Here is a 23583-nt window from a genome sequence, read left to right as displayed (position 1 = left end):
TATGAACAAGCCTATAGCGCTGCTGACTCATGCACCCAACGACCTGATGGTGCTGCAAAGCGCGCAGGCGCAAATGCCGGAAGGTTTCCCGGAAGTAACCGGCGTCAACTTGCAGGCTTTGGAAAGCGACGCGCAAATGGCCGATCTGTTGGAACATCAGCTTGTTTCGGCGCGGATCATCGTGCTGCGCGTACTGGGACGTCTTGGCAGCGTGCCCGGCTTTGCCTATCTGCTGCGTCACGCTAAAAGCCAAGGACGGCAACTGATCGCGATCAGCGGCACCGGCGAGCCTGACCCCGAATTGGCAGCCGCGTCCACCGTATCGTCCGACGTGCTGCATCAGGTACAGGCTTATTTCCAGGCGGGCGGCAGCGTCAATATGGCGCAACTGCTGCGCTACCTGTCCGATCATTTTTTGCTAAGCGGCTTCGGCTTTGAACCGGCAGTCGATTTGCCCGAACACGGCATTTATCATCCCGATTTATCCCAAGATGCGAGCATAGACGACTGGCTTGGCCTGCGAGCGCCGGAACGGGCCAGTGTCGGCATCGTGTTTTATCGCGCCCACTGGATCAGCGGCAACACGCGCTTTATCGACGCGTTGGTTGACGCCCTTGAAAAACGCGGACTGAACGTATTGCCCGTTTTCACTTCGTCATTACGCGCAGGCCATAGCGACACCCCCCTTCCTTCCGCATTGCAATACTTTAGCGGTGAACAAGGCGCTTACATCGATGTACTGATCAACACCACCGCGTTTGCGATGGGCGAAATCACCCCCGGCGGAGCCACGCCCGCAGGCTGGTCGGTGGACGTGCTGGAGAGTCTCAATGTACCCGTGCTGCAAGCCATCACCAGCGGCATGATGCAGCATCAATGGGAGCAATCCGCACGCGGACTCAACCCGCTGGATGCGGCAATGAATGTTGTCTTGCCGGAATTCGACGGCCGCATCATCACCGTGCCGCTGTCGTTCAAGGCGAAAGCTTCCGGCTTATCGAACGAACTGATCGAATACGAACCCGTGCCGGATCGGGTCGCTCGCATCGCACAAATCGCCTCGCGCTTTGCACGGCTTAAACGCCTGGACAATACCGATAAGCGCATCGCTTTTGTGTTCACCAACTCCAACAGCAAGGCCTCGCAAATCGGCAACGCGGTCGGCCTGGATGCACCGGCATCCTTGATGCGTATTCTTAAAGCCATGCAAGCCGCCGGTTATAACATCGGTAAGCTGCCGAAAAACGGCACGGCGTTAATCCACGAACTGATCGACCGCTGTGCTTACGACAATACCTATCTGACCACAGAACAACTGGCTCATGCCGTCGGTCGCGTATCGGCAGCGCAATATGCAACGTGGTTTGACGATCTGCCGCTTGAGATGCAGCAGAAAATGACCGCGCAATGGGGAGCTGCGCCCGGCGAAGCTTATGTCCATGACGGCCAACTCGCGCTGGCGGGACTGGAACTGGGCAACTGTTTCGTCGCATTGCAGCCGCCGCGCGGTTACGGCATGGACCCCGACGCGATATACCATCAGCCCGACTTGCCGCCCACCCACCATTACTATGCGCTGTACCGCTGGCTGCGCGACGAATGGAAAGCCGACGCCATCGTGCATGTCGGCAAGCACGGCACGCTCGAATGGCTGCCGGGCAAAGGCGTGGGCCTGTCGGAAAACTGCTTCCCCGATGCGCTGTTGGCCGACATGCCGCTGTTTTACCCGTTCATCATCAACGATCCCGGCGAAGGCGCGCAGGCCAAGCGCCGCGCTCATGCCGTCGTGGTCGATCACCTGACGCCGCCGATGACCACCGCCGATACTTACGGCGCGTTGGCCCAGCTGACTCAATTGGTCGATGAATATTATCAGGTGGAAGTGCTCGATCCGTCCAAACTGCCGCTGTTGCAACAGCAAATCTGGGATCTGGTCAAAGAAACCAACCTGGATGCCGATTTGCAAGCCCGGTTGCTGCACCACGACCATGATCACGATCACAACGATGATCACCATACCGGTCATCATGACCACGATCACCACGAACATGAGCATCACGGTCACGAGCATCATCGCCATGATCATGCGCATGACGAACACCATCATGGACATCATCACGATCATGACGACGAGCATGAACATGGTGAGCACCACCATGCCGAGCATCATGACCACGATCATAAAAATGGACTGCCAGAACTGCTGACCAAAATGGCCGGCGCCGATGTCGCGCATTTGATCGAAGATCTGGACGGCTATCTGTGCGAACTGGGCGCGGCACAAATCCGCGACGGTCTGCACATACTCGGACTGGCTCCCGAAAACGAGCAACTGGTAGATATGCTGGTCTCGCTGACTCGCTTGCCGAATCAGGACGTACCCGGTCTGCCGATAGAAATTGCCAAGCTGTTCGGCCTGAGCATGGATTCGCTGCTTGAACATCAGGGCCGTCGACTGGAACAAGCAATGCCTGAACTTGAAAAACTGGCCGGGCGGCCATTGCCCACTCATGCCGACGTACTGGAAACCATCGAAGCCTTATGCAAGCGATTGTTCATTGAATTGCAGAAATACGCTTATGACGAGTCAGCCATAGACCTAGTCATTAACAAAACATTTGATAACAGTACAAAGCCCTCTCCAGAGGGAGAGGGTTGGGTGAGGGGAAATCAAAATAAGGAAAAAAGCTTATTTAAATCCCCTCATCCCAGCCTTCTCTCTAAGGGAGAAGGAGCGCATACTCTTAAGCCAACAGTATTGACTATAGACCAAGCCATCAATCAATCATTTGGCAACAACGCTGCCGATTTCACTGCATTAAAACGCATACTGAACTTTGCCTGCCGCGAATTAGCCCCTAATCTCACTCGCGCCACCGACGAAATCGATAACTTGTTGCGTGGCCTGTCCGGCGGCTATGTCCCGGCCGGCCCCAGCGGCTCGCCGACTCGCGGCATGGCCAGCATCCTGCCGACGGGGCGCAATTTTTACTCGGTCGATCCGCGCAGCGTACCGTCCCAATCCGCGTGGCGCGTCGGTCAGCAACTTGCCCACGAAGTGCTGTCGCGTTATGTCCGCGAAACCGGCGATTATCCCGAGAGCGTCGCCATCAGCATCTGGGGTACCAGTGCGATGCGCACCCACGGCGACGACGTGGCCCAAATTCTGGCGCTGCTCGGCGTGCGCCCGGTCTGGCAGCATGAAAACCGCCGTCTGACCGGCGTCGAAGTCATCCCGCTGGACGAATTAAAACGCCCGCGAATCGATGTCACGACCCGCATCAGCGGTTTTTTCCGCGACGCGTTTCCGCAACTGATCGATTTGATCGACGATGCAGTTAACGCCGTCATTGCACTGGACGAACCGCTGTCGCAGAACTTCGTGCGCAAGCATTATCTTGCCGAACTGGGCGAATTGATCGGCCAAGGCCTGACTGAACAGGACGCATCAAACCGCGCAGCCTTCCGCATCTTCGGCGCAAAACCCGGCAGTTACGGAGCGGGCATATTGCCGCTGATCCAGGAGAAAAACTGGCAGGCCGACGCCGATTTTGCCGAAGCCTACGTCAACTGGGGCGGCTATGCTTACGGGCGCAGCCAACAGGGCCACGACCAGCGCGATGCGTTCCGCACCCGCCTGTCCGGCGTTCAGGTGGCCTTGCACAACCAGGATAACCGCGAGCACGACATTTTCGACAGCGACGATTACCTGCAATTTCACGGCGGCATGATCGCGACGATCCGGGCCTTGACCGGATCGCAGCCGCGCAAGTATTTCGGCGACAGCCACGATCCATCACGAGCGCAGGTGCGAGACTTGAAGGAAGAAACTTTGCGAGTGTTCCGCTCGCGCGTCGTCAACCCGAAATGGCTGGACAGCATCCGCCGTCACGGCTACAAAGGCGGACTGGAGCTGACCGCGACCGTCGATTATCTGTTCGGCTACGATGCGACAGCACAGGTGATGGACGATTGGATGTACGAGCAAGTCGCCGAAACTTACGCGATGGATCCTGAAATGCAACGTTTTCTGGAAGAAGCCAATCCCTGGGCGCAAAACGCGATTGCCGAGCGCCTGCTGGAAGCCGCCGGCCGCGGCATGTGGGCCGAACCCAAGCAACAGACGCTGGACGCCTTGCAGGCTTTATACCTGCATAGCGAAACCCTGCTGGAGGCGCGCGGCGAAACACCGCGCGGGGCATGATGAATTTATTGGAAAATGGCGCACGGATGACACCGATTGGACGGATTGACACGGATAGACAACATTCCCAAGCTGGAGCTTGGGAACGAGCGTAACCCAATGAACCACGCCACCTTCCCTTTTTCCGCGATCGTCGAACAGACCCGGCTCAAGACCGCGTTGTTGCTGTGCGCCGTCGATCCGTCGCTGGGCGGCGTCCTGATACGCGGCGACAAAGGCACGGCCAAAAGCACGGCGGCACGGGCGCTGACCGACATCCTGCCCCCGATCGAACGGGTTGCCGGTTGTGCATATAATTGTCTGCCCGGCGCACCGTATCAGCACTGCGAAACCTGCAATGCCGAACATGCAACGGCGCAAGCCGACAGCGTGCCTTTCGTCACCTTGCCGCTCGGCGCGACCGAAGACCGCGTTATCGGTACCCTGGATTTGGAGCAGGCGCTTAAAGGCGGCCAGCGCGTTTTCAAGCCCGGCCTGCTGGCTGCGGCGCACCGGGGCATACTCTATATCGACGAGGTCAACCTGCTGCCCGACCATCTGGTCGACGTGCTGCTGGATGCGGCGGCGATGGGCGTTAATTCGGTACAGCGCGAAGGCTTGTCGGTCAGCCACCCTGCCCGCTTTACGCTGATCGGCACGATGAATCTGGAAGAAGGCGATTTGCGTCCGCAACTATTGGACCGGTTTGGATTGATGGTCGAAGTGACCGCGCCGCGCGACAAGGTTTTGCGCTCCGAAGTCGTGCGCCGCCGCATCGCGTTCGAGGCCAATCCTACGGCTTACGCCGCCGCCTGGATGCACGAACAACAGGCCTTGAAACATCAACTCGCTACGGCGCAGCAGTTATTAACAGAAGTCACTCTGGATGATGCGCTGCTCGATTTAATCAGCCATTTATGCTGCGAATTCGAGGTCGCCAGCCTTCGCGCCGACATTGTCATGCACAAAGCGGCGCGGGCATTGGCGGCATTAGAAGGCCGGTCACAGGTCACTTCGCAAGACGTGCGCGGCGCTGCGGAACTGGTGCTGCCGCATCGGCGCAGGCGCAAACCGTTCGAGCAACCTGGGCTGGATCAAGACCAGCTCGATGAGCTGATGCAGCAGGCGTTGCAGCCGCATGATGAAGGCGAATCCGCCGCTGATAGCGAACAGGAACATGAGCAAAACAACGGCGACTCGCAAAGCGAACAACAGGTATTCGCCGCCGCATCTGCCGGTTATGTACGGAAAATAGAAGTCGACACGGTTGCCAACCGCTACGCTTCCGGCAAACGCAGCACAGCGCAGGATGCGCCGCGCGGCCGTGTCATTCGCGCCGTGCCTGATCAGAATCCAAGCAGTCTCGCCGTCGGCGCAACATTGCGTAGCGCGGCATTGCGTGATTCCGATAATTTTCAGGTGACGAAAAACGATCTACACCAGCAAATCCGCACCGGCAGAACCGCCAACCTGATCTTGTTTGTCGTCGACGCCTCCGGGTCGATGGCGGCGCAACGGCGCATGGAGGCCGTCAAAGGCGCTGTGTTATCGCTGCTGACCGATGCCTACCAGCAGCGCGATGAAGTCGCGGTGATCAGCTTTCGCGGCGCGTCCGCACAGTTGTTGCTGCCGCCGACCCGCAGCGTCGACCTTGCCGAACAGAACCTGCGCGAACTGCCTACCGGCGGCCGCACGCCGTTGCCCCATGCGCTGTCCGTGGCGCTGGAAACGCTGGAAAAAACCGGCATGCCGCCGTTGCTGGTACTGCTTAGCGACGGCAAGGCCAATGTTGCGCTGAACGACGGCAACGACCCTTGGCAGGAGTCGCTAAGATTTGCAGGATTACTGGCAGAACGCGGCGTGCCTGCGCTGGTGCTCGATACCGAAACCGGTTATTTGCGCTTGGGAAAAGCCCGGCAACTGGCGCAAGCGTTGGGCGCTGAATACCTGACGCTGGAAGAATTATCGGCGGAAAACCTAGCGCTTACGGTACGTGGATGTATTAAATGAGCATGAGATTTATGCTGGTTCCCAAGCTCCTGCTTGGGAACCCAGTACGCGAAGCTCTCGGCAACCGCTCCTGCGTTGCTCTACCTCCTGCATCCATGCAAGTCGTTGCTTCGCGAAACAGGACAGGAAGCTGGAGCTTCCAAGACTGCATTCCCAAGCTAGAGCTTGGGAACGAGCGTACCCTACAATTTTTCGCGCTTTTCGTGTTTTTCGTGGACAAAAAAGCTTATTAATAAGGAACAATTATGATTATCTGCATAGGCGCAGGCCCCGGCGACGTGGCTTATCTGACTCAGCGCGGCGCGGAACTGATCCGCAATGCCGACGTGGTAGCCGGATTCGATGCCGTTATTAACGTCGTGCAAAGCCTGATTCCCGAAACCGCACAAACCGTACTGATGAATTACCGCGACCAGACCGAGCAGTTGGCGAAAGTGGCGGTTGAACACCATGCAGGCAAGAACTGCGTGGTGGTGTTCATGGGCGACATCCATTTCAGCGGCTTCCAGTACCTGGAACGGGTCGAGCGAGCTTGCGGCCATCCGGTCGAAACCGTGCCGGGTATATCGTCGGCGCAGATACTCGCATCGCGTGCCAAGGTCTGTTTCGACGAAACGACGTTTATTACCTTTCACCGCCGCGGCGATTTGACCCCGTTCAAGCAGCATCTGGTGCATGTGCTGCAAGACCAGCGCAATGCGATCGTGATTCCCTGCCCTTGGGACGAGGCGCGCTCTTTCATGCCGCGCCATATCGCCGCTTACCTGTTGGAGCAAGGCATATCGCCCGATCATCCGACCGAGGTTTGGGAGAATTTGACAAGGTCGGAAGCCGAATGGCACGGTACGCTCGCCGACTGCGCGATACAGGAATTCAGCGACATGAGTATCATGTTAATCCGCACCCGCAACCCCATGTCCAGCCAGATCGAACCGCCGGGAGCCGCTGTCTGATGCAGGCTGAAAAAAACCAACAATTCGGCATCGTTATCGCGGGCCACGGAAGCCGCGATGCCGACGGCATACGGGAGTTCGAGCAGCTGGTTGAACTGGTCAGGGAGCGCGCGCCGCAGCATACGATCAGCCACGGCTACCTGGAGTTTGCAAGTCCGACTATCGATCAGGCGATCGCAGCCCAATTGAACGCCGATGCCAAACAAATCGTCATGGTGCCCGGCATCTTACTGGCGGCAACTCATGCCAAAAATGACATGCCCAGCGAACTGCTGACCTCGGCTCGCGAACATCCCGACGTCGATTTTCATTTCGGTGCACCGATGGGCTTGCATCCGCTGTTGCTGCAAGTGGTTCAGCAGCGCATCGTCGAGGCCGAAGCGGCATCATCCAAGACGATACGCCGTGACGATACCTGCCTGGTGCTGGTCGGCCGCGGCACCACCGACCCCGACGCCAACGGCGAAGTCGCCAAGTTCGCGCGGATGATCGAGGAAGGCATGGGCTTTGGCGCATCTTACGTCTGCTATTCAGGCACGACCAAGCCGCTGGTCGCCGACGGCCTGCGCGCCGCCGCTAAACTAGGTTATGCGCGGCTGATCGTCGTGCCGTTTTTCCTGTTTGACGGCATCTTGGTCAAGCGCATTTATGACGCCGCCGATGCGTTGCAGCAGCGCGAACCCGACCTGGAAGTGCTCAAGGCCGGTTATCTCGGCGTGCATCCGAACGTAGCCGATGTAATCATCGCCAGGGCGCAAGAAGCCATAGAAGGCCGCGCGGCGATGAACTGCTCGCTGTGCAAATACCGGGTGCAAATCGTCGGCTTTGAACAGCAGGTCGGCGAACCGCAGCGCCCCCATCATCTCCAGGTTCGCGGTCTGCCCGAAAAAGCCGTTTTAGGTGAAGCCGCAACGGAATTTGCGCCTTACGTGCCGCATCCGATAGAGGCCGAAAGCTTCCGCATCATTGCTGCCGGGCGCGACTGGTCAGTTTTTCCCGAAGCGCATTTAACCGTGCTGCAACGCTTGGTGCATACCAGCGGCGACTTTAATGCAGTCGATGACATTTATTTTTCGCCGGGGGCGGTCGAAACCGGCATCCGCGCGCTGCTCCGCTGCAAGCGTGTAGTGACCGACGTAACTATGGTGCAGACCGGCCTAAAGCGCGCTCTGCTCGAACAGCTCGGCATCGAAACCTGGTGCGGGGTGCATGATCGCGAGACGGTTCTGATGGCGCAAACCCAAGGCATCACCCGCTCCGCAGCCGGAATACGGCGCGCGTTCGAAAAATTCGGCAACGACATCGTGCTGTCGATAGGCGATGCGCCGACTGCGATCATGGAAGCGGTGCGCCTGATTCGCGAACACGGCTGGCGTCCGCAACTGGTGATCGGCTTGCCGGTCGGCTTTGTCGGCACCCGTGAGTCAAAAGCGGAATTGAAGCGCTGCCTGCAAGTGCCGCGCATCACCAACAGCGGCACTCGCGGCGGTTCGCCGTGGGCGGCGACGGTCGTCAACGGCTTGATGATCGATGCGGTAAACCAGCTTGCAGAGTATGGTTCGGACGGAGCTTAAAGAATTCGACCTTAGCGTGCTCGCACCGAACGGTTTGCGGCGCGGGCGCACCACGGGCAGCTGCGCCGCGGCGGCGGTTAAAGCCGGGCTTTATCTGCTGCTGCACGGCGAGCGCCAAGCGCAGGTACAGATAATATTGCCTGACGAAGCCTGTTACCTGACCGTACCGATACAAGACAGCCGCAGACTGGACGAGCAAACGGCGCGCGCCGAAGTGCTGAAAGACGGCGGCGATGACCCGGATAACACGCACGGAGCGACCATCTTCGCCGAGGTGCGAAGGAACGACAAAGGGGAAATACGCTTTTTCGCCGGTGACGGCGTCGGCACAGCGACCCAGCCCGGCTTGCGTGTGGCCGTTGGAGAGCCTGCAATTAACCCTACTCCGCGCTGGATGATGCGGCAGGCGGTCGCCGAAGTATCCGGTAATAAGGATCAAGGCTTCGACCTGACCATAGGCTGCATCAACGGCGAGAAGATTGCCAAAAAGACTTTCAACCCGAAGCTGGGCATCGTCGGCGGCATCTCGATACTCGGCACTTCGGGCATCGTCGAGCCCTTATCGCTGGCATCATGGATTGCCTCGATAGAGGTTTATGTCCGCGTAGCACTCGGCAATGATGCAAACAGCATCGCGTTGCTGCCGGGCAAAATAGGCCGCGCCTATGCCAAAGAAATACTGGGTTTGCCAGAGCAGCGCTCGGTACAAATCGCCAATTTTCTTGGCGACGCACTCGACTTTGTGCAACAGGCATTGACCGAACAACAGCGCCATCTGGATGTGTTATGGTTATTGGGACATCCGGGCAAACTTGCCAAAGTGCTCGACGGCGTATGGGATACGCACTCCAGCAGGAGCGACATGGCCATGAATGTCGTGGCGCGGATAGCTGCGGAACGAGGGTTTAACAGTCTTCTGGCGCAGGAACTGGAACAGGCCAACACGGTGGAAGCGGCCATTCAACGGTTAACGAACGAACCCGGTTCGCAGGCGTTATGGATAGACATCGAACAACGAATCGCCGCGCTTGTTCAGGCCAGAGTGCCTGCCGTGAAAAAAGTTGAAGTGCGGCTATTTAATCTACAAGGCGATGCTTTGGGCACATCGTTCCCACGCTCCCGAAGCTGTGAAAGTATTCGTTTTTAGAAAAAATTAAAGAATTCACCACGAAGACACGAAGGCACGAGGAAAAACAATCGTCTTAATTCAATACATTGAAAACTTCGTGTTCTTCGTGCCTTCGTGGTGAAAAATGTTTTTAGCCTAATTTGGATAATACTTTCACAGTCTCTCCCGTTTGGGAATGCCGCAGTAAATGGCCAGCGTCCCGCAACGCTGAAGCGTTGCAGACTGAATTCCCACGCCGAAGCGTGGGAACGAGATAATACTTACTTATGAGAGGAGCAGTATGAGTTTGTTAGGTACATTGTGGGGCATAGGCGTAGGACCTGGGCCTGCGGGCTACATCCCGCTGGCGGCGGTCGAAGCGCTGCAACAGGCCGACATCATCTATGCACCGCGTGCGCACAGCTCGGAAACCTCGGTGGCCCTGCAATGTTTAGCGGGCATCGACATCAATCAGCAACGAATACGGGAAATCGAGTTTACGATGGACCCCGACCGTAGCGTGCTGAGCGATCATTACGCGCAACTGGCCGAGACCATCGCCGTCGATTTGCGCGCAGGGCTGAACGTGGCTTACCTGACCATAGGCGACAGCCTGACCTATTCCACTTACGGCTACATATTGGCAGCTTTGCGCGAATATCTGCCGGGTTTGCCGCACCGCACTTTTCCCGGCATCACCAGCTACGCGGCTGCGGCCTCCGCTATGGGCTGGCCGTTGGGCGTAGGCAAGGAGCGCACCTTGATTTTGCCCTGCCCCGAAGACGCGGCCGCTTTGCGGCAGGACATCGAAAGCCATGACATCGTCGTGCTGATGAAGATCGGCGCGCGCCTGCCCTGGGTGCTGGCCCTGCTCCGTGAAATGGGCATCGCCGAACACTGCGCGTTTGCCCGCCGCATCGGCTTGGAAGACGAAATGCTGGCCGATGATGTCAGCGATTTGTGCGCCACCTCGGCGATGGGCTATCTCGCCACTTTACTGATACGCAAAACACCCAGAGAGAGAAGACACGCATGAAAGTTTACTTTATCGGCGCAGGCCCCGGCGCTTCGGATTTGATCACATTGCGCGGCGCGGCTATTCTCGGCCGGGTCAGCATGGTGCTGTACGCAGGATCGCTGGTGCCTACCGATATGTTGCAGCATTGCCGCCCTGACGCCGAACTGATCGACACCGCCACGCTCGACCTTGAACAACAGGAAGCCTGCTACCGCCGTGCTCAGGAAGCCGCTTCCGATGTGGCGCGTTTGCATTCCGGCGACCCTGCCATTTACGGCGCAACGGCCGAACAAATGCGCAGACTCGACACGTTGGGCATCGACTACGAAATTGTGCCGGGCGTGTCTTCGTTCACGTCGGCGGCGGCGTCCATTAAAGCCGAGCTGACCAAGCCGGAAGTCTCGCAAACCGTGATCCTGACCCGTGTTTCCGGTCGCGCCTCCGCCGTGCCGGAACTCGAATCGATTGCACGGTTGGCCGAACACCAAGCGACGATGTGCATCTTCCTGTCCGGGCCGCATTTGAAAAAAATAGTCGCCGACCTGCGCCTGCATTACCCGGATGACACGCCGGTGGCGCTGATCTATCGGGCAACCTGGCCGGAAGAGCGGTCTTACCAGGGGACTTTGGGCGCCATTCTTAAAGAAACCAAGAAAAGCGAGTGGAACCTGACCACGATGTTATTGGTGGGCAAAGCGTTGGGGCGCGAAGATCAAACCGAATCCAGTCTGTATTCGAAAGACTTCACGCATATATTCCGGGTTGTGAAAAAGCAAAAGTCGCCCTCGACAACTTAAGTGATATGCATAAATTAATTTAAACAATTACCATGAAGGACATGAAGAGTTAAATTCTTCATGCCTTTCATGTTCTTCATGGTTCATGAATAAAACTATTTTCATGCATGCTCCTAAAACATTTCACCAAGAAGACACGAAGAACACGAAGGTTCTACTTTAGCTTTTCTTCGTGAACTTCGTGTCTCGGCAACTGCTCCTGCGTTGCTCTACCTCCTGCATCCGTGCAGTCGTTCGTGGTGAATTAATCGACTTACATTTTATTGATTGAATATATGGTTTTTTTGCTTAAGTTAATGTGTGTGTTAGAAGAAAAGGCAGCAGCATGACTGATTGCGGCATCTGGCTGGTAAGGCCGGAAAGCGAAGCCTTGGCTTTAGCCCTGCAAGAACGGCTTGGCGGCGTACTTTATCGGCCTTGGCTCAATACCGCCACCGGCCAAAAACAACAGTTTGCCGCCGCCTACCGGCAGCATGCGCAATGGATCATGATAGCGGCCGGCGGCATTGCGGTCCGCTTTCTCGATGGCTTGGCGCAGGACAAGCATAGCGACCCGGCCGTCGTGGTGCTCGACGAAGCAGGACGATTCGCGGTGTCGCTGTTGGCCGGTCATGAAGGCGGCGCAAACCGTTTGGCTTATCGCGTCGCCAATGCAATCGGTGCGGTGCCGGTCATCACCACCGCAACCGAAGCCTTGAAGCCATTAGTGGTCGGTATAGGTTGCCGCAAAGGCGTCACTGCCGGACAAGTCGCGGCTGCCGTGCATCAGGCGCTCGGCGATCGGCAGTTGAACGAAGTGCGCGAAATAGCGACCATAGACTTGAAAGCACACGAACCGGGTTTGCTGGAATTTTGCGGGCAACATGATTTGCCGCTACGCGTATTGGCAAGTGCGACAGTCGCGGCTAGGCCCTGGGTGACTAAAGTCTCGGACTGGGTGCAGCAGAATGTGGAGTTGCCGGGCGTATGCGAACCCTGCGCGTTAATCGCCAGCGCCCGCGGCAGATTGATTGTGCCCAAAATGGCTTTAGACGGGGTGGCCGTGGCTGTGGTTGAGGATAATATGTAGGGTACGCATGGCTCGCCCTATTCATCTGTTGAACCTAAAACACGCAGTTGAGCATTCCAAAATTCCGTTCGTCCTGAGCTTGTCGAAGGGTGGGCGGGATTTTGGAATGCTCAACAAATAGGTAGGGGTGTGAAAGCCATTCATGCTTCGACAGGCTCAGCACGAACGGCTTTCACACAAGGCAGTTCAACACTTGCTTTGCCCAATATGAAAAACAAATATTACAGATTAATAATCAGTGGATAAAAGAATGAAAGGTGTATTGAATTTGGTTTCGGTCGGACCGGGATTTAGCGACTTGATCGTTCCGCGGGCCGAAGCGGCGTTGCGGGACAGCGATGTGATTGTGGCTTATGACCTGTATTTGCGCTGGATCGAGCCATGGATAGCGGGCAAGGAAATCCACACGCCGCCGCTGACCCAGGAACGCGAGCGCGCCTTATTGGCAATCGAAAAAGCCCGTAGCGGCGCTAAAGTCGCGCTGATTTCCAGCGGCGACATCGGCATTTATGCGATGGCGGCGCTGGCTTTCGATGAAATGCGCGAAGATGACGACTATGAGGTCAACGTGATACCGGGCATTACTTCCGCCAATGCCTGCGCTTCGTTATTAGGCTCGCCGTTGTCGCACGACTTTGCCACGCTGAGCCTGTCCGACCTGTTGTGTCCCTGGGACTGGATCGAGCAGCGCGGGCGGCATATCGCCCAAGCCGACCTCGCCTGCGTGTTGTATAACGTACAAAGCGCCGGACGCCAGGAAGGCGTGTACCGCATTATCAACATCATGCTGGAATCCAAATCGCCTAAGACGCTGTGCGGCGTGATACACAATGCCTATCGGCCCGGCCAGAAAGTCAGCATTCACCACCTGGAAGACTTACCGTCTTTGCAGTTCGACATGCTGACCACGATCGTGATCGGCAACCGTTTTACCCAGCGTAAACGCGGCTTTATTTTTACCCCGCGCGGCTACAATAATTGGGATACACCCGCCGAACAACCGATTGTTGATGAACTGCCCAAGCACGCGCTATGGGTGTTCTCCGGCACCGGCGACGGCAATGCACTGGCTAACGAATTGGCAGGGCAAGGTTATCCGGTCGTGGTGTCCGCGGCGACTGAATACGGCGGCGAGGTTGCGGCCCGGCATTGTTCGGGCGTGTCGGTCTGGGCCGGGCATCAGGGCGTTGAAGCGCAAAAACAGGCGCTAAGCCAGAATCAGGCGCGGGCGATTGTCGATGCAACGCATCCTTACGCCAGCCTGATCTCGCAGCAATTGATGGGCTTGTCGAAAAGTTTGGCTATCCCCTATCTGCGCTATGAGCGCCCCAGCTCTTTTGCAGCAGACAGCGGCATTGAATGCGAGTCTACAGAGCAAGCTGCCAATCAAGCCATCGCCTTCGGATCACGTATTTTCCTGACTACCGGCTCAAAGGATTTGGCTACCTTTCTTCAAGCGCCGGGCGCCGCCGAACGCGAATGGTTTGTACGGATGACGCCCGAACCTGAATTCATCCAACGGGCCATCGATCTGGGCGTGCCGCGCAGCCATATTTGCGCGATGCAGGGGCCGTTCTCGCAAGTGTTCAATGAAGCCTTGTGGCGCGATTTGAAAATAGATTGCGTAATCACCAAGGATTCCGGCGATGCAGGCGGCTATAACGCCAAAGTGGCCGCAACGCAGGCGCTGAATATCCCGTTGCTGGTCATCAAGCGCCCGAAACTTGAATACCCTTTCATCACCTCAACTTTCGACGGGATATTACAGCAATTACAATCATGGCATGCAAACCCATAAATATGATTAAAAGCATTTTATTCACCACGAACGACTACATGGATGCAGGAGGTAGAGCAACGCATGGAACAGTTGCCGAGACACGAAGTCTTATTGCTCCGTGTTCTTCGTGTCTTCGTGGTGATAGCTTTTGTCCATTCATTACCGATTTGCCTGTTTTTAATGAGAAGTTACCATGCAATATCAACAGCTAATTCCGGTCACCATCGTTACCGGTTTTCTCGGTTCCGGTAAAACCACCTTGCTAAGCAGCCTGATTAAAACCCGGCAAAGCCGCCGCCTAGCCCTATTGATTAATGAGTTCGGCGAAGTTTCGATCGACGGCGCGTTGATTAACGACTGCGTTGGCGGTGACGAGCATGTGTGCATTCATGATTTCCCTTACGGCCTGATAGCCTACGGCGATGACGAGCACTTTATCCCGACCATGCAGGCTATCGCCGGGCGACGGGCCAATGTCGATCATGTGTTGATTGAAACTTCCGGGCTTGCGTTGCCGACGGCGGTCATGGAACTGCTGCAAACCCCCGAGCTGGCCGGGGATTTCATTCTGGATGCGACGCTGGCCGTGGTGGATACGCCGTTGCTGCTGTCCGACCAGTTTGACCGTGACTTAGGCCCGCACAGCCAGCAGGCTGCCGTCCAGGATTCAGTCGCAACCTTGTTTGAACGGCAACTCGAATTTGCCGATGTGGTGGTGTTGAACAAAATCGACGCGCTGGATGAGGAAGCCTTGCTGCTCGCGGAACAGCGGGTTCGCGACCGCGCGCCGAACGTGCGCTTCCTAGAGCTCGCTTACAACGCGCAGCTGGACATCCGGCTCGCCCTTGGCCTGCGCTTGCACCAGCCGACCTTTACCGCGGCGCATAACCATCGTTTTACGCCGATGCCCGGTTCCGATACGCCGACATTGCCTAGCCATGTCAGACTGAACGGCCATGCCCATTCCGGCTTGGCGGGACACAGCCACGGCCTCGCAACGCACAAGCATTTTCATGAACAGGATCCGGGCTGGCTCTCGTTCGTGCTGCGCAGCCCTGATCCGCAGCAGGCTGAAACGCTGAAACAGGGGTTAATCCAGGTCGCTAAAGCGGAACCGTTGTTGCGCGTTAAAGGCTTTATCAAGACCGCCCCGGATCAATCCGTTCTGGTACAGGGCGTGCGCACGCGGGTGGCGATAAGCGCCGATACCGCCAAACAATTCGCAAAGGATTCGGAACTGGTTTTTATCGGTTATCACCTGAACCGCAATACGGTCGCGGCGCTTTTATCAAAATTGACGGGGGCTACCTGGAAATGAGTGCGCCAAAAAACCGCTGCCCCGCCCTGTTCATCACCGCGCCCGGCTCCAATCACGGCAAGACCACGATCACCGCCGCGCTGGCCCGCTACCATGTCGAACAGAGCCGCAAAGTCAGGGTGTTCAAGTCAGGCCCCGATTTTCTCGATCCGATGATACTCGAACGCGCTTGCGGCTTGCCGGTGTACCAGCTCGACCTTTGGATGATCGGTGAAGCCGAATGCAGGCGATTGTTGTACGAAGCCGCGCTGGAAGCGGATTTGATCCTGATCGAAGGCGTCATGGGCTTGTTCGATGGCGAACCTTGCAGCGCCGATATTGCCGAATTATTCTCGGTGCCGGTGCTGGCGGCGATCGATGCCACCGGCTCCGCCCAAACGCTCGGCGCTATTGCTTACGGACTTGCCAATTATCGGCCTAACTTATTATTTACCGGCGTTTTAGCCAACAACGTCGCCAGCATCCGGCATAACGAAATGATCCTGCAAGGCATGCCGCCCGATCTGCGCTATTTCGGCGGGATGCCGCGCGATAACCGGTTTGTATTGCCGGAACGCCATCTGGGTTTGGTTCAGGCCGAAGAAGTGCATGATCTCGAATCGAGGATGTCGGCCGCCGCAGCGGCAATTGCTGCAACCGGGCTGGCAGACTTGCCGGAAGCCGTCGAATTTATATCGCCCGCTCATAAAGCGCCGCCTCAGCTGCTTGCCGGCATCCGCATCGGCATAGCCCGCGATACCGCTTTTTCCTTTATTTACGCCGCCAACCTGGATCTGCTGCGGGCGATGGGAGCGACGCTGGTTTTCTTCTCGCCGCTTGCCGATGCGGCGCTGCCCGATGTGGACAGTATTTACCTGCCGGGCGGTTATCCCGAACTCCATTTGCAAACGCTTCAGGATAATCGGGCGATGAAGTCGGCGTTGCAAACACACTTCCAACAGGGCAAACCGATATACGCCGAATGCGGCGGCATGTTGTATTTGCTGGAATCATTGACGGATAAAGCAGGGAATCGCGCTGACATGGTCGGCCTGTTGCCCGGACACGCCATCATGCAAAACCGGCTGAAAGGCTTGGGCTTTCAATCCGCACCGATGCCCGGCGGACTATTGCGCGGCCACACTTTTCACCATTCCCTGATAGAGTCGCCGCTTGTCCCTGCCGCCTTTGGTGAGCGAGTGCAAAACACTTCGGAAGGGGAAGCCATTTATCGGCTAAACCGGTTAACGGCCAGTTACCTGCACTGCTACTTTGCTTCAAACCCCAATGCCACCGCGCAATTATTTTTGCCTTAAGATGTCCCTATGTCCGATTGCCGGGACATAGGGATGTCACAAGCTTCAGTCGTCCGAACCTGGGTTTGATGCTTCCTTAATCTGTTTTCTATTAAACTCCTTTTTAATTTTGGTAAATTGCGACAGCTGTGCTTCAACCCGGCCATTAAACGATTCCGGCGGATAAACGCCTTGCTCGTTGGCAACGCCGGCCTCCATTCCGGTCAGTAACTCAAGCGCCTCGTCCACGGTTGATACCGCGTAAATATTAAATTGGCCGGATTTAGCGGCATGCACCACATCCCAGCGCAGCATCAAATGCTTAATGTTAGTGGCGGGAATGATCACTCCCTGACTGCCAGCTAAACCTTTTTGGGTGCAAATATCGAAGAAACCTTCTATTTTTTCATTAACCCCGCCTATCGGCTGCACATTCCCCAGCTGATTGACCGAACCGGTGATCGCCAGATCCTGCCGTAACGGGACCTGGGCAATCGACGACAGGATAACGCAAAGCTCGGCCAGAGAGGCGCTGTCGCCTTCAATATGTCCATAGGATTGCTCGAACACCAGACTGGCCGCTACCGAGAACGGCGTTGTTCTGGAATACCGGGAGGCGATAAAACTCGATAAGATCAATACGCCTTTCGAATGTATAGCGCCGCCTAATTCGGTTTCACGCTCAATATCCACCACTTTGCCGCCGCCTAAACGGGTGGTTGCGGTGATCCGGGAGGGTTGCCCGAAACTGAATTCGCCCAGCTGCAATACCGAAAGGCCGTTGACCTGACCGGTGACCCGGCCTTCCGTGTCAATTAATACGGTACCCCGGTGTATATTCTCGTACAGCTTTTCCCTGAGTTTATCCAGCCGATGAGTTTTGTGATCGATGGCTTGTTGCACGTCGATGTTAACGATATGTTCGTGACCGTTATTTTCGGCCCAATAGTCCGATTCCGTTAACAAATCCGTGATACTGCGCAAATGGGTCAGCAGTTTTTCCGCATCGCCGACCATCCTGGAACTGTGTTCTATAATCCGGGCGACTGCATTTTGGCTCAGCGGTCGTAACTTCTCGCGGCGGGCGATCGTCGCCAGCAAACGGGCATAATCGTTAAGGCTGTCTTCCCTGGAAACCGATTCGTCAAAATCGGCCGCGATTTTAAAAAGGTCGTGAAACTCGGGATCATACTGGCTCAGCAGATAATAAATCAGTGGCTCGCCCATCAGGATAAGCTTTAAATTAAGCGGGATCGGTTCAGGCTCCAGCGATGAAGCGCTAATCAGGCTGAGCGCCCGCTCCAACGATTCAATACGGATTTCGCCGGACTGAAGGGTCCTTTTAAGCGTATCCCAGGCATAAGGTTGAGTCAGCAGTTTCCGGGCATCGATAATCAAATAACCGCCATTGGCCTTATGCAGCGCACCGGGCTTGATCATCGTGAAGTCGGTGACCAGCGACCCCATATAGGCCTGATGATCGATACGGCCGACAAGATTGCTGTAATTGGGATGGTCTTCGTAAATGACCGGCGCCGATTTCTTGTCGCTGAAATCCACCATCAGGTTAACATAATAGCGTTTAAACGGGTTGGATTCCTGTTGCAATTCCATGAAAGGAAACATTTTTTCGCTACGCGGAAGAAAATCCAGCACATGTTCGACAATATCTTTCTGAACCTCATTCAGGTAGTCAAGGACGGCCTCTTGTTTGGCGTATTTTTCGATCAGATCGTCTATGGAATGATTGACGGCCTGCTCGGCAACTTCGCGGTTGAGCGCTTGAAGCTTGCGTTTGGTTTCTTTGCGCCAGATCGGAAAATTTTTCAGCAGCTTGGCCAGGCGTTCCTGCAACTCAAAAATGGATTTTTGAATTTCGTGCTGCTTGTCTTTATCCAGCTTGCCGAACTGCTCGGGGCTGATAATCTCGTTGTTTTCATCGGACGGCGAAAATGCGTAACCGGTCGGAGTTTCCGTCAGGATAATATGGGCGTTAACGGCCTCTTCGCGTAACTGGTTGAGTTCGCTTATTTCCCGTTGCCGCGATTCGGTTTCAATCTCACCCGTTCTGGAACGGTATTCTTCACCGTCAAACGCTGTAGGAATGGCGATGCTTAACTCGTCAATCAACTGCGCCATATCGTGCTTGAAAACCTTGCCTTGCCCCGGCATTAACTTAATCGCTTTCGGTTTGGCAGGCTGATTAAAGTTGTTGACATAACACCAATCCGAAGGAATATTTTGGCGGCTGGCTTCGTGCTCGACCAACTGTCTTACGGTAGTCAGTTTGCCTGTGCCGGAAGGCGCCATTGCGAAGATGTTGTAGCCGTTTTTATGCATACGGATGCCCAATTTGACGGCATCTACGGCGCGTTGCTGGCCGACGGTAATGTCTATATCTTCAAGCTCCTCGGTGGAGTTGAATTTTAATTGTTCAATATTACATGGCTTATAGAGTTGCGCAGGATCCAACGGTTTGTTTTTCATAGGTTATATAGTCTTCGTGGAGAGTTTGGTTTTATTGATTGCCAGCATTAAGCATGCGTTTGTGTAAAAAATGATTACCGTATAATAAAGGTTATGACCGATTTTAAGTTAAATATCGACCATTAAACACACCGAACACAGCAATGAGATCCGTATTTTGATGATAACCGCCATTTAAGCGCATTTCCAGAACATTGTTCCCGACACTGTTTGGACAGATATAACCGGCGGCCCCACCCATGCCGCCTATCTAACTGCCATAAAGATTCATTTATCTTTCAGCGCAATACTGAAACCACTGTGGCTCTAAGTATTTATACCAATAGGTTTACACTGAACTTTTTGTTTCACTATCAGCATTTAATATTATTTATAAAGAAATAAAACCGGAACTCTTTAACTGATAGGTTTATTATTTAATATTTTTGATTATGCCGATAAAACCAATAAAGGGGCAGTTAAATTCAATATAACGCAGAAAAAGATGAAGATTTAATTATTCCCTGCTCCAGCAACAGTAAACTCTTGCTTTTAGCTAAGTTCAATAAGGTGACTAACATGCAAATCCCATTACAAATCACTTTTCGCGGAATACCTCACTCTGATGCTGTAGAAGCCAGAATTCGCGAAAAAGCGGGCAAACTGGACAGATTCCACTCGCATATTATGAGTTGCCGGGTTGCGGTCGAAGCCGAACATCACCATCACCATCAAGGCAATCAATACCATATCCGCATTGACATCACTACGCCGCGCAAGGAATTGGTCATCAGCAGGGAGCACCATGACAAGCAGGCTTATGAAGATGTTTACGTAGCGATCCGCGATGCATTTGATGCTGCGACCAGACAACTGGAGGATTACGCACGAATTCAACGCGGTAAGGTTAAAACGCATAACTTGCAAAGCAGAGGCGGCGTAATCCGATTATTACAGGAAAAAGACCACGGCTTCATTGAATCGGAAGATGGCCGGGAAATTTATTTCCACCGAAACAGTGTATCAGGGGCCGGGTTTGATTCGTTAAAAGTGGGCGATGAAATTCGCTATATCGAAGAAACCGACGATCTCGGCCCGCAAGCCAGTATTGTTTATCCTTAGCAACGAATGTTCCGGGCTAATGAGTTAATTCAGGCATGTCTTGATTTTATTATAAATCGTTAAAATCATGCCGGGTTAGCTCAAGTTTAGAGCGATATGTTTCGGCATCGCCGTAATCGGTAAATTTCTGGTAGCGACTGTGTAAGTTTTTAATACGTTTGGCGTGTTTAATCGGACACCAGAATTGTTCTGTGCGACCGGCTATCTCCTGCAAATAACCAAACAAGCCATTGACATAGCTGCAATAGGCGCAATTTATCTTTTCTATAAGATTCAAGTAGTTGAGATATTGTCTATCGAAGACGATATAGTCTTGCCGCTTTACTTTGGGGATACCGTAAATAGGGAAACAGACTGCCTGATACAGGCTGATAGTTACATCCATTAATATCACAGGGAAAATACACATCCAGATAAATGGAGCGCTGATTATATGTTTCAGTTTCGCATCGGTTATATATTTGAATAAATGTTTGGCATATTCCTTATGCCGAATAATAACGTTTTCTTCAAAATAAACCCGCCGTTTAGTAACTTCGTAGGCAAACTCTTCCTGTTGCTTTTGTAACTCATCGACCAGTTCGTTTTCCAGGACTTTTATTTTATCCAGCAAGAATTCAAGTTTAGTCTGCATAATTAATTCCTGTATAAAGAAAATGAGCGGCATTGAAAATTAAAAAATCAATATGATTTAGGCTTGCATTTAACCACAGATAATGAAAATTATTTATTTTATTATCGAATCCACATAACTTATATGCTTACACAACTTAGCGCTAAAAATCTAAAATACAGGCCAAATACTTGCCGACGATATATAATATAATATTTTTAACTACATTGAGTCGGCCTCATTTTACTGAATACTGTTTAAATCATCCCCTTTCCAAACTCTATTTTTCTATGCAAGTGGCGTTATAAACTGTTTTTATCTCCTCATCCTGTTAATCGCGTTAACTCGGATTGCAGATACCTCATGAGCCCCTTAAGGGGGGCGTTGATTACATGAACTTTAATATATGATAAAATGTCTCTGTTGACGGATTATGACATATTCACCCAGCGGATAATGATTGCATCCGCCATAGTTTCCACCTTAAGAACAATTTCTTTGGAGTTTTTTATGATTATTCTCGGCATTAATGATCGTTGCCATCATAATTCCGCCGCTTCAATTTTAATCGATGGCAAATTGGTTGCTTCTATTGAATTGGAACGTATTTCCAGAATTAAAAATGACGGCTCCTTTCCTCATGCCGCAATCGATGAAGCTTTAGCTATCGCGGGATTGAACGCTGAAGATGTTGATATAGTCGCCAAGGCTAATTTATCGCGCCGGCAACAAATACCTTATCTTAACCGATATTACGATCATATGGCCAAGGTGGCGAAAACCGATACGTCAGTCAGAAGTATTTTCTGGAAAAAGCAATTTGAGCGTTATCGTCGCGTATTTCACCGGCGTAAAACCCCACTAGGGATTTTGGCGCAAAAACCCTATCAAACGGTCGAACATCATTTAGCCCATGCCGCATCGGCTTATTATGCCTCGCCTTTTGGCAACGAACGTGTAGGTGTGATTACTTTGGACGGCGTAGGCGACTTTTCCTGGGGTTCGGTTTGGATAGGCGAACACGGAAAGTTACGGCATGTAGACCATTTGCATCAGATAAACAGCATCGGTCTATTGTACTCCGCCGTTACCATTTACTTAGGCTTTAAGCCCAGCAGACATGAAGGCAAAGTGTTGGGTTTGGCCGCTTTCGGTAAGCCGGAGCCGTTATTATCCCGTTTACTTGCGCATACCAACAGCGAAAATTGGGATGAACTTTTTGACTCTAAATTGGTACGGGTTGTTCTAAAATTCGGGTCCGACCTTGGCCAATCCGTTATTAAGGAATTGTGCGCCGATCTGTCCAAAGAAGATGTAGCGGCCGGTATTCAGGCCTATACCGAAAAATTGATTTGCAAGTGGGTGCAAGATCAAGCCAAAGCATTAAAAGTCGCCAAATTGGCCTTGGCCGGCGGCGTATTTTCCAATGTAAAACTGAATCAACTGATCCTGGCGTTGCCGGAAGTTGAAACCATTTATGTACATCCGAACATGGGTGACGGCGGTTTGGCGACAGGCGCCGCATTTGAGCTTTACTCACGTTTGAATCAGGGTTTTGAACCCCAGTTTAATCAGCAAGTTTATCTGGGCACCGAAATTAACCGCGATAATGCATTAGCCGCACTCGAAAAACAGGGACTCGCGTATGAAGAACCCGACAATCTTGCATTGACCGTTGCCGGATTATTAGCCGACGGCAAGGTGATTGCGCGCGCCGACGGCAAGATGGAATACGGCCCTCGCGCCTTGGGCAATCGCACCGTAATGGCGGCGTGCAATGATCCAACCATTAACGATTGGCTGAACAAAAAGTTTGCCCGCACCGAGTTCATGCCTTTTGCCCCGGTTATCCTTCAGGAACATGCGAAGGAATATTTCCCGGAATGGGAAGAAGATCATATTACCGCGCGCTTTATGACGCTTACCTACCATGTTTCCGACCTGGCGAAAAGAAATATTCCCGCCGCCGTGCATATCGATAACACGGCGCGCCCGCAAGTGTTACGCCGGGAAGACAACCCGGACTATTACGATATTATTAAAGAATATTACGATGTTACAGGCGTACCCAGCGTCATTAACACCAGCTTCAATATGCACGAAGAGCCTATTGTTCGGACTGCCGACGAGGCTATTTGCGCCTTTCAGGCCGCCGGTCTGGATGCGTTGGTTTTGGGGCCGTTTTTACTTAGAAAAACCGACTAAGGATCGTGCATAAATTAATTTAGACAATTACCATGAAGAGCATGAAGAGCATGAAGGACATGAAGACTTAAACCTTTCATGCCGCTTCATGTC

Annotated in this window: 15 protein-coding genes; 13 read left to right on the top strand and 2 right to left on the bottom strand. The window is 53.8% G+C overall.

Annotated features, from left to right (window positions below):
• The first annotated feature begins 1 nt into the window (after nt 1).
• The 11 genes from B0F88_RS16465 (at nt 2) to B0F88_RS16410 (ending at nt 17105) form a co-directional block, all read left to right on the top strand.
• Nucleotides 2–4204, top strand: a complete 4203-nt coding sequence (locus B0F88_RS16465) for a cobaltochelatase subunit CobN (protein WP_104425030.1) — start codon at nt 2–4, stop codon at nt 4202–4204.
• 99 nt (nt 4205–4303) lie between these two features.
• On the top strand, nt 4304–6193 hold the full coding sequence (locus B0F88_RS16460; RefSeq protein ID WP_104425029.1) for a putative cobaltochelatase: 1890 nt from the start codon (nt 4304–4306) through the stop codon (nt 6191–6193).
• Between the two features lie 245 nt (nt 6194–6438).
• Nucleotides 6439–7146, top strand: coding sequence for a cobalt-precorrin-7 (C(5))-methyltransferase (locus B0F88_RS16450; RefSeq protein ID WP_104425027.1), 708 nt, complete (start codon nt 6439–6441; stop codon nt 7144–7146).
• Nucleotides 7146–8720 (top strand): precorrin-8X methylmutase, encoded by a 1575-nt coding sequence (locus B0F88_RS16445; protein WP_104425026.1) that lies wholly within the window; start codon nt 7146–7148, stop codon nt 8718–8720. The genes B0F88_RS16450 and B0F88_RS16445 overlap by 1 nt, the downstream gene beginning before the upstream one ends.
• A complete protein-coding gene (gene cbiD / locus B0F88_RS16440; protein ID WP_104425025.1) occupies nt 8701–9867 on the top strand; it encodes a cobalt-precorrin-5B (C(1))-methyltransferase CbiD in 1167 nt (388 codons plus the stop codon). The genes B0F88_RS16445 and cbiD overlap by 20 nt, the downstream gene beginning before the upstream one ends.
• Nucleotides 9868–10129: 262 nt before the next feature.
• On the top strand, nt 10130–10864 hold the full coding sequence (gene cobI / locus B0F88_RS16435; protein ID WP_104425024.1) for a precorrin-2 C(20)-methyltransferase: 735 nt from the start codon (nt 10130–10132) through the stop codon (nt 10862–10864).
• Nucleotides 10861–11643: a precorrin-4 C(11)-methyltransferase gene (gene cobM / locus B0F88_RS16430; RefSeq protein ID WP_104425023.1), complete on the top strand. Its 783-nt coding sequence runs from the start codon at nt 10861–10863 to the stop codon at nt 11641–11643. The genes cobI and cobM overlap by 4 nt, the downstream gene beginning before the upstream one ends.
• A gap of 325 nt (nt 11644–11968) precedes the next feature.
• Nucleotides 11969–12712, top strand: a complete 744-nt coding sequence (locus tag B0F88_RS16425; protein ID WP_104425022.1) for a cobalamin biosynthesis protein — start codon at nt 11969–11971, stop codon at nt 12710–12712.
• A gap of 250 nt (nt 12713–12962) precedes the next feature.
• Nucleotides 12963–14510 (top strand): precorrin-3B C(17)-methyltransferase, encoded by a 1548-nt coding sequence (gene cobJ / locus B0F88_RS16420; protein ID WP_104425021.1) that lies wholly within the window; start codon nt 12963–12965, stop codon nt 14508–14510.
• A gap of 175 nt (nt 14511–14685) precedes the next feature.
• Nucleotides 14686–15810 carry a CobW family GTP-binding protein gene (locus tag B0F88_RS16415; RefSeq protein WP_104425020.1) on the top strand — a complete coding sequence of 375 codons (1125 nt, stop codon included), beginning with the start codon at nt 14686–14688 and terminating at the stop codon, nt 15808–15810.
• Nucleotides 15807–17105 carry a cobyrinate a,c-diamide synthase gene (locus B0F88_RS16410; protein ID WP_104425019.1) on the top strand — a complete coding sequence of 433 codons (1299 nt, stop codon included), beginning with the start codon at nt 15807–15809 and terminating at the stop codon, nt 17103–17105. The genes B0F88_RS16415 and B0F88_RS16410 overlap by 4 nt, the downstream gene beginning before the upstream one ends.
• Nucleotides 17106–17150: 45 nt before the next feature.
• Here B0F88_RS16410 and B0F88_RS16405 read toward each other — a convergent pair whose 3' ends face one another.
• Complete coding sequence (locus tag B0F88_RS16405; RefSeq protein ID WP_104425018.1) at nt 17151–19571, bottom strand: Lon protease family protein; 2421 nt, start codon at nt 19569–19571, stop codon at nt 17151–17153.
• A 558-nt stretch (nt 19572–20129) separates the two neighbouring features.
• Between B0F88_RS16405 and B0F88_RS16400 the strand changes: the two genes are divergently transcribed.
• Nucleotides 20130–20672, top strand: coding sequence for an HPF/RaiA family ribosome-associated protein (locus B0F88_RS16400; protein WP_104425017.1), 543 nt, complete (start codon nt 20130–20132; stop codon nt 20670–20672).
• 49 nt (nt 20673–20721) lie between these two features.
• On the opposite strand, the gene B0F88_RS16395 is transcribed toward B0F88_RS16400, so the two are convergent.
• A complete protein-coding gene (locus tag B0F88_RS16395; protein ID WP_104425043.1) occupies nt 20722–21306 on the bottom strand; it encodes a hypothetical protein in 585 nt (194 codons plus the stop codon).
• A 489-nt stretch (nt 21307–21795) separates the two neighbouring features.
• Here B0F88_RS16395 and B0F88_RS16390 point away from each other — a divergent pair, with 489 nt between their 5' ends.
• Complete coding sequence (locus B0F88_RS16390) at nt 21796–23490, top strand: carbamoyltransferase family protein (protein ID WP_181049933.1); 1695 nt, start codon at nt 21796–21798, stop codon at nt 23488–23490.
• The last annotated feature ends 93 nt before the right edge of the window (nt 23491–23583 follow it).

This window comes from Methylobacter tundripaludum (assembly GCF_002934365.1).
Taxonomy (GTDB): domain Bacteria; phylum Pseudomonadota; class Gammaproteobacteria; order Methylococcales; family Methylomonadaceae; genus Methylobacter_A; species Methylobacter_A tundripaludum_A.
This window is presented reverse-complemented; position numbering and strand designations above follow the sequence as displayed.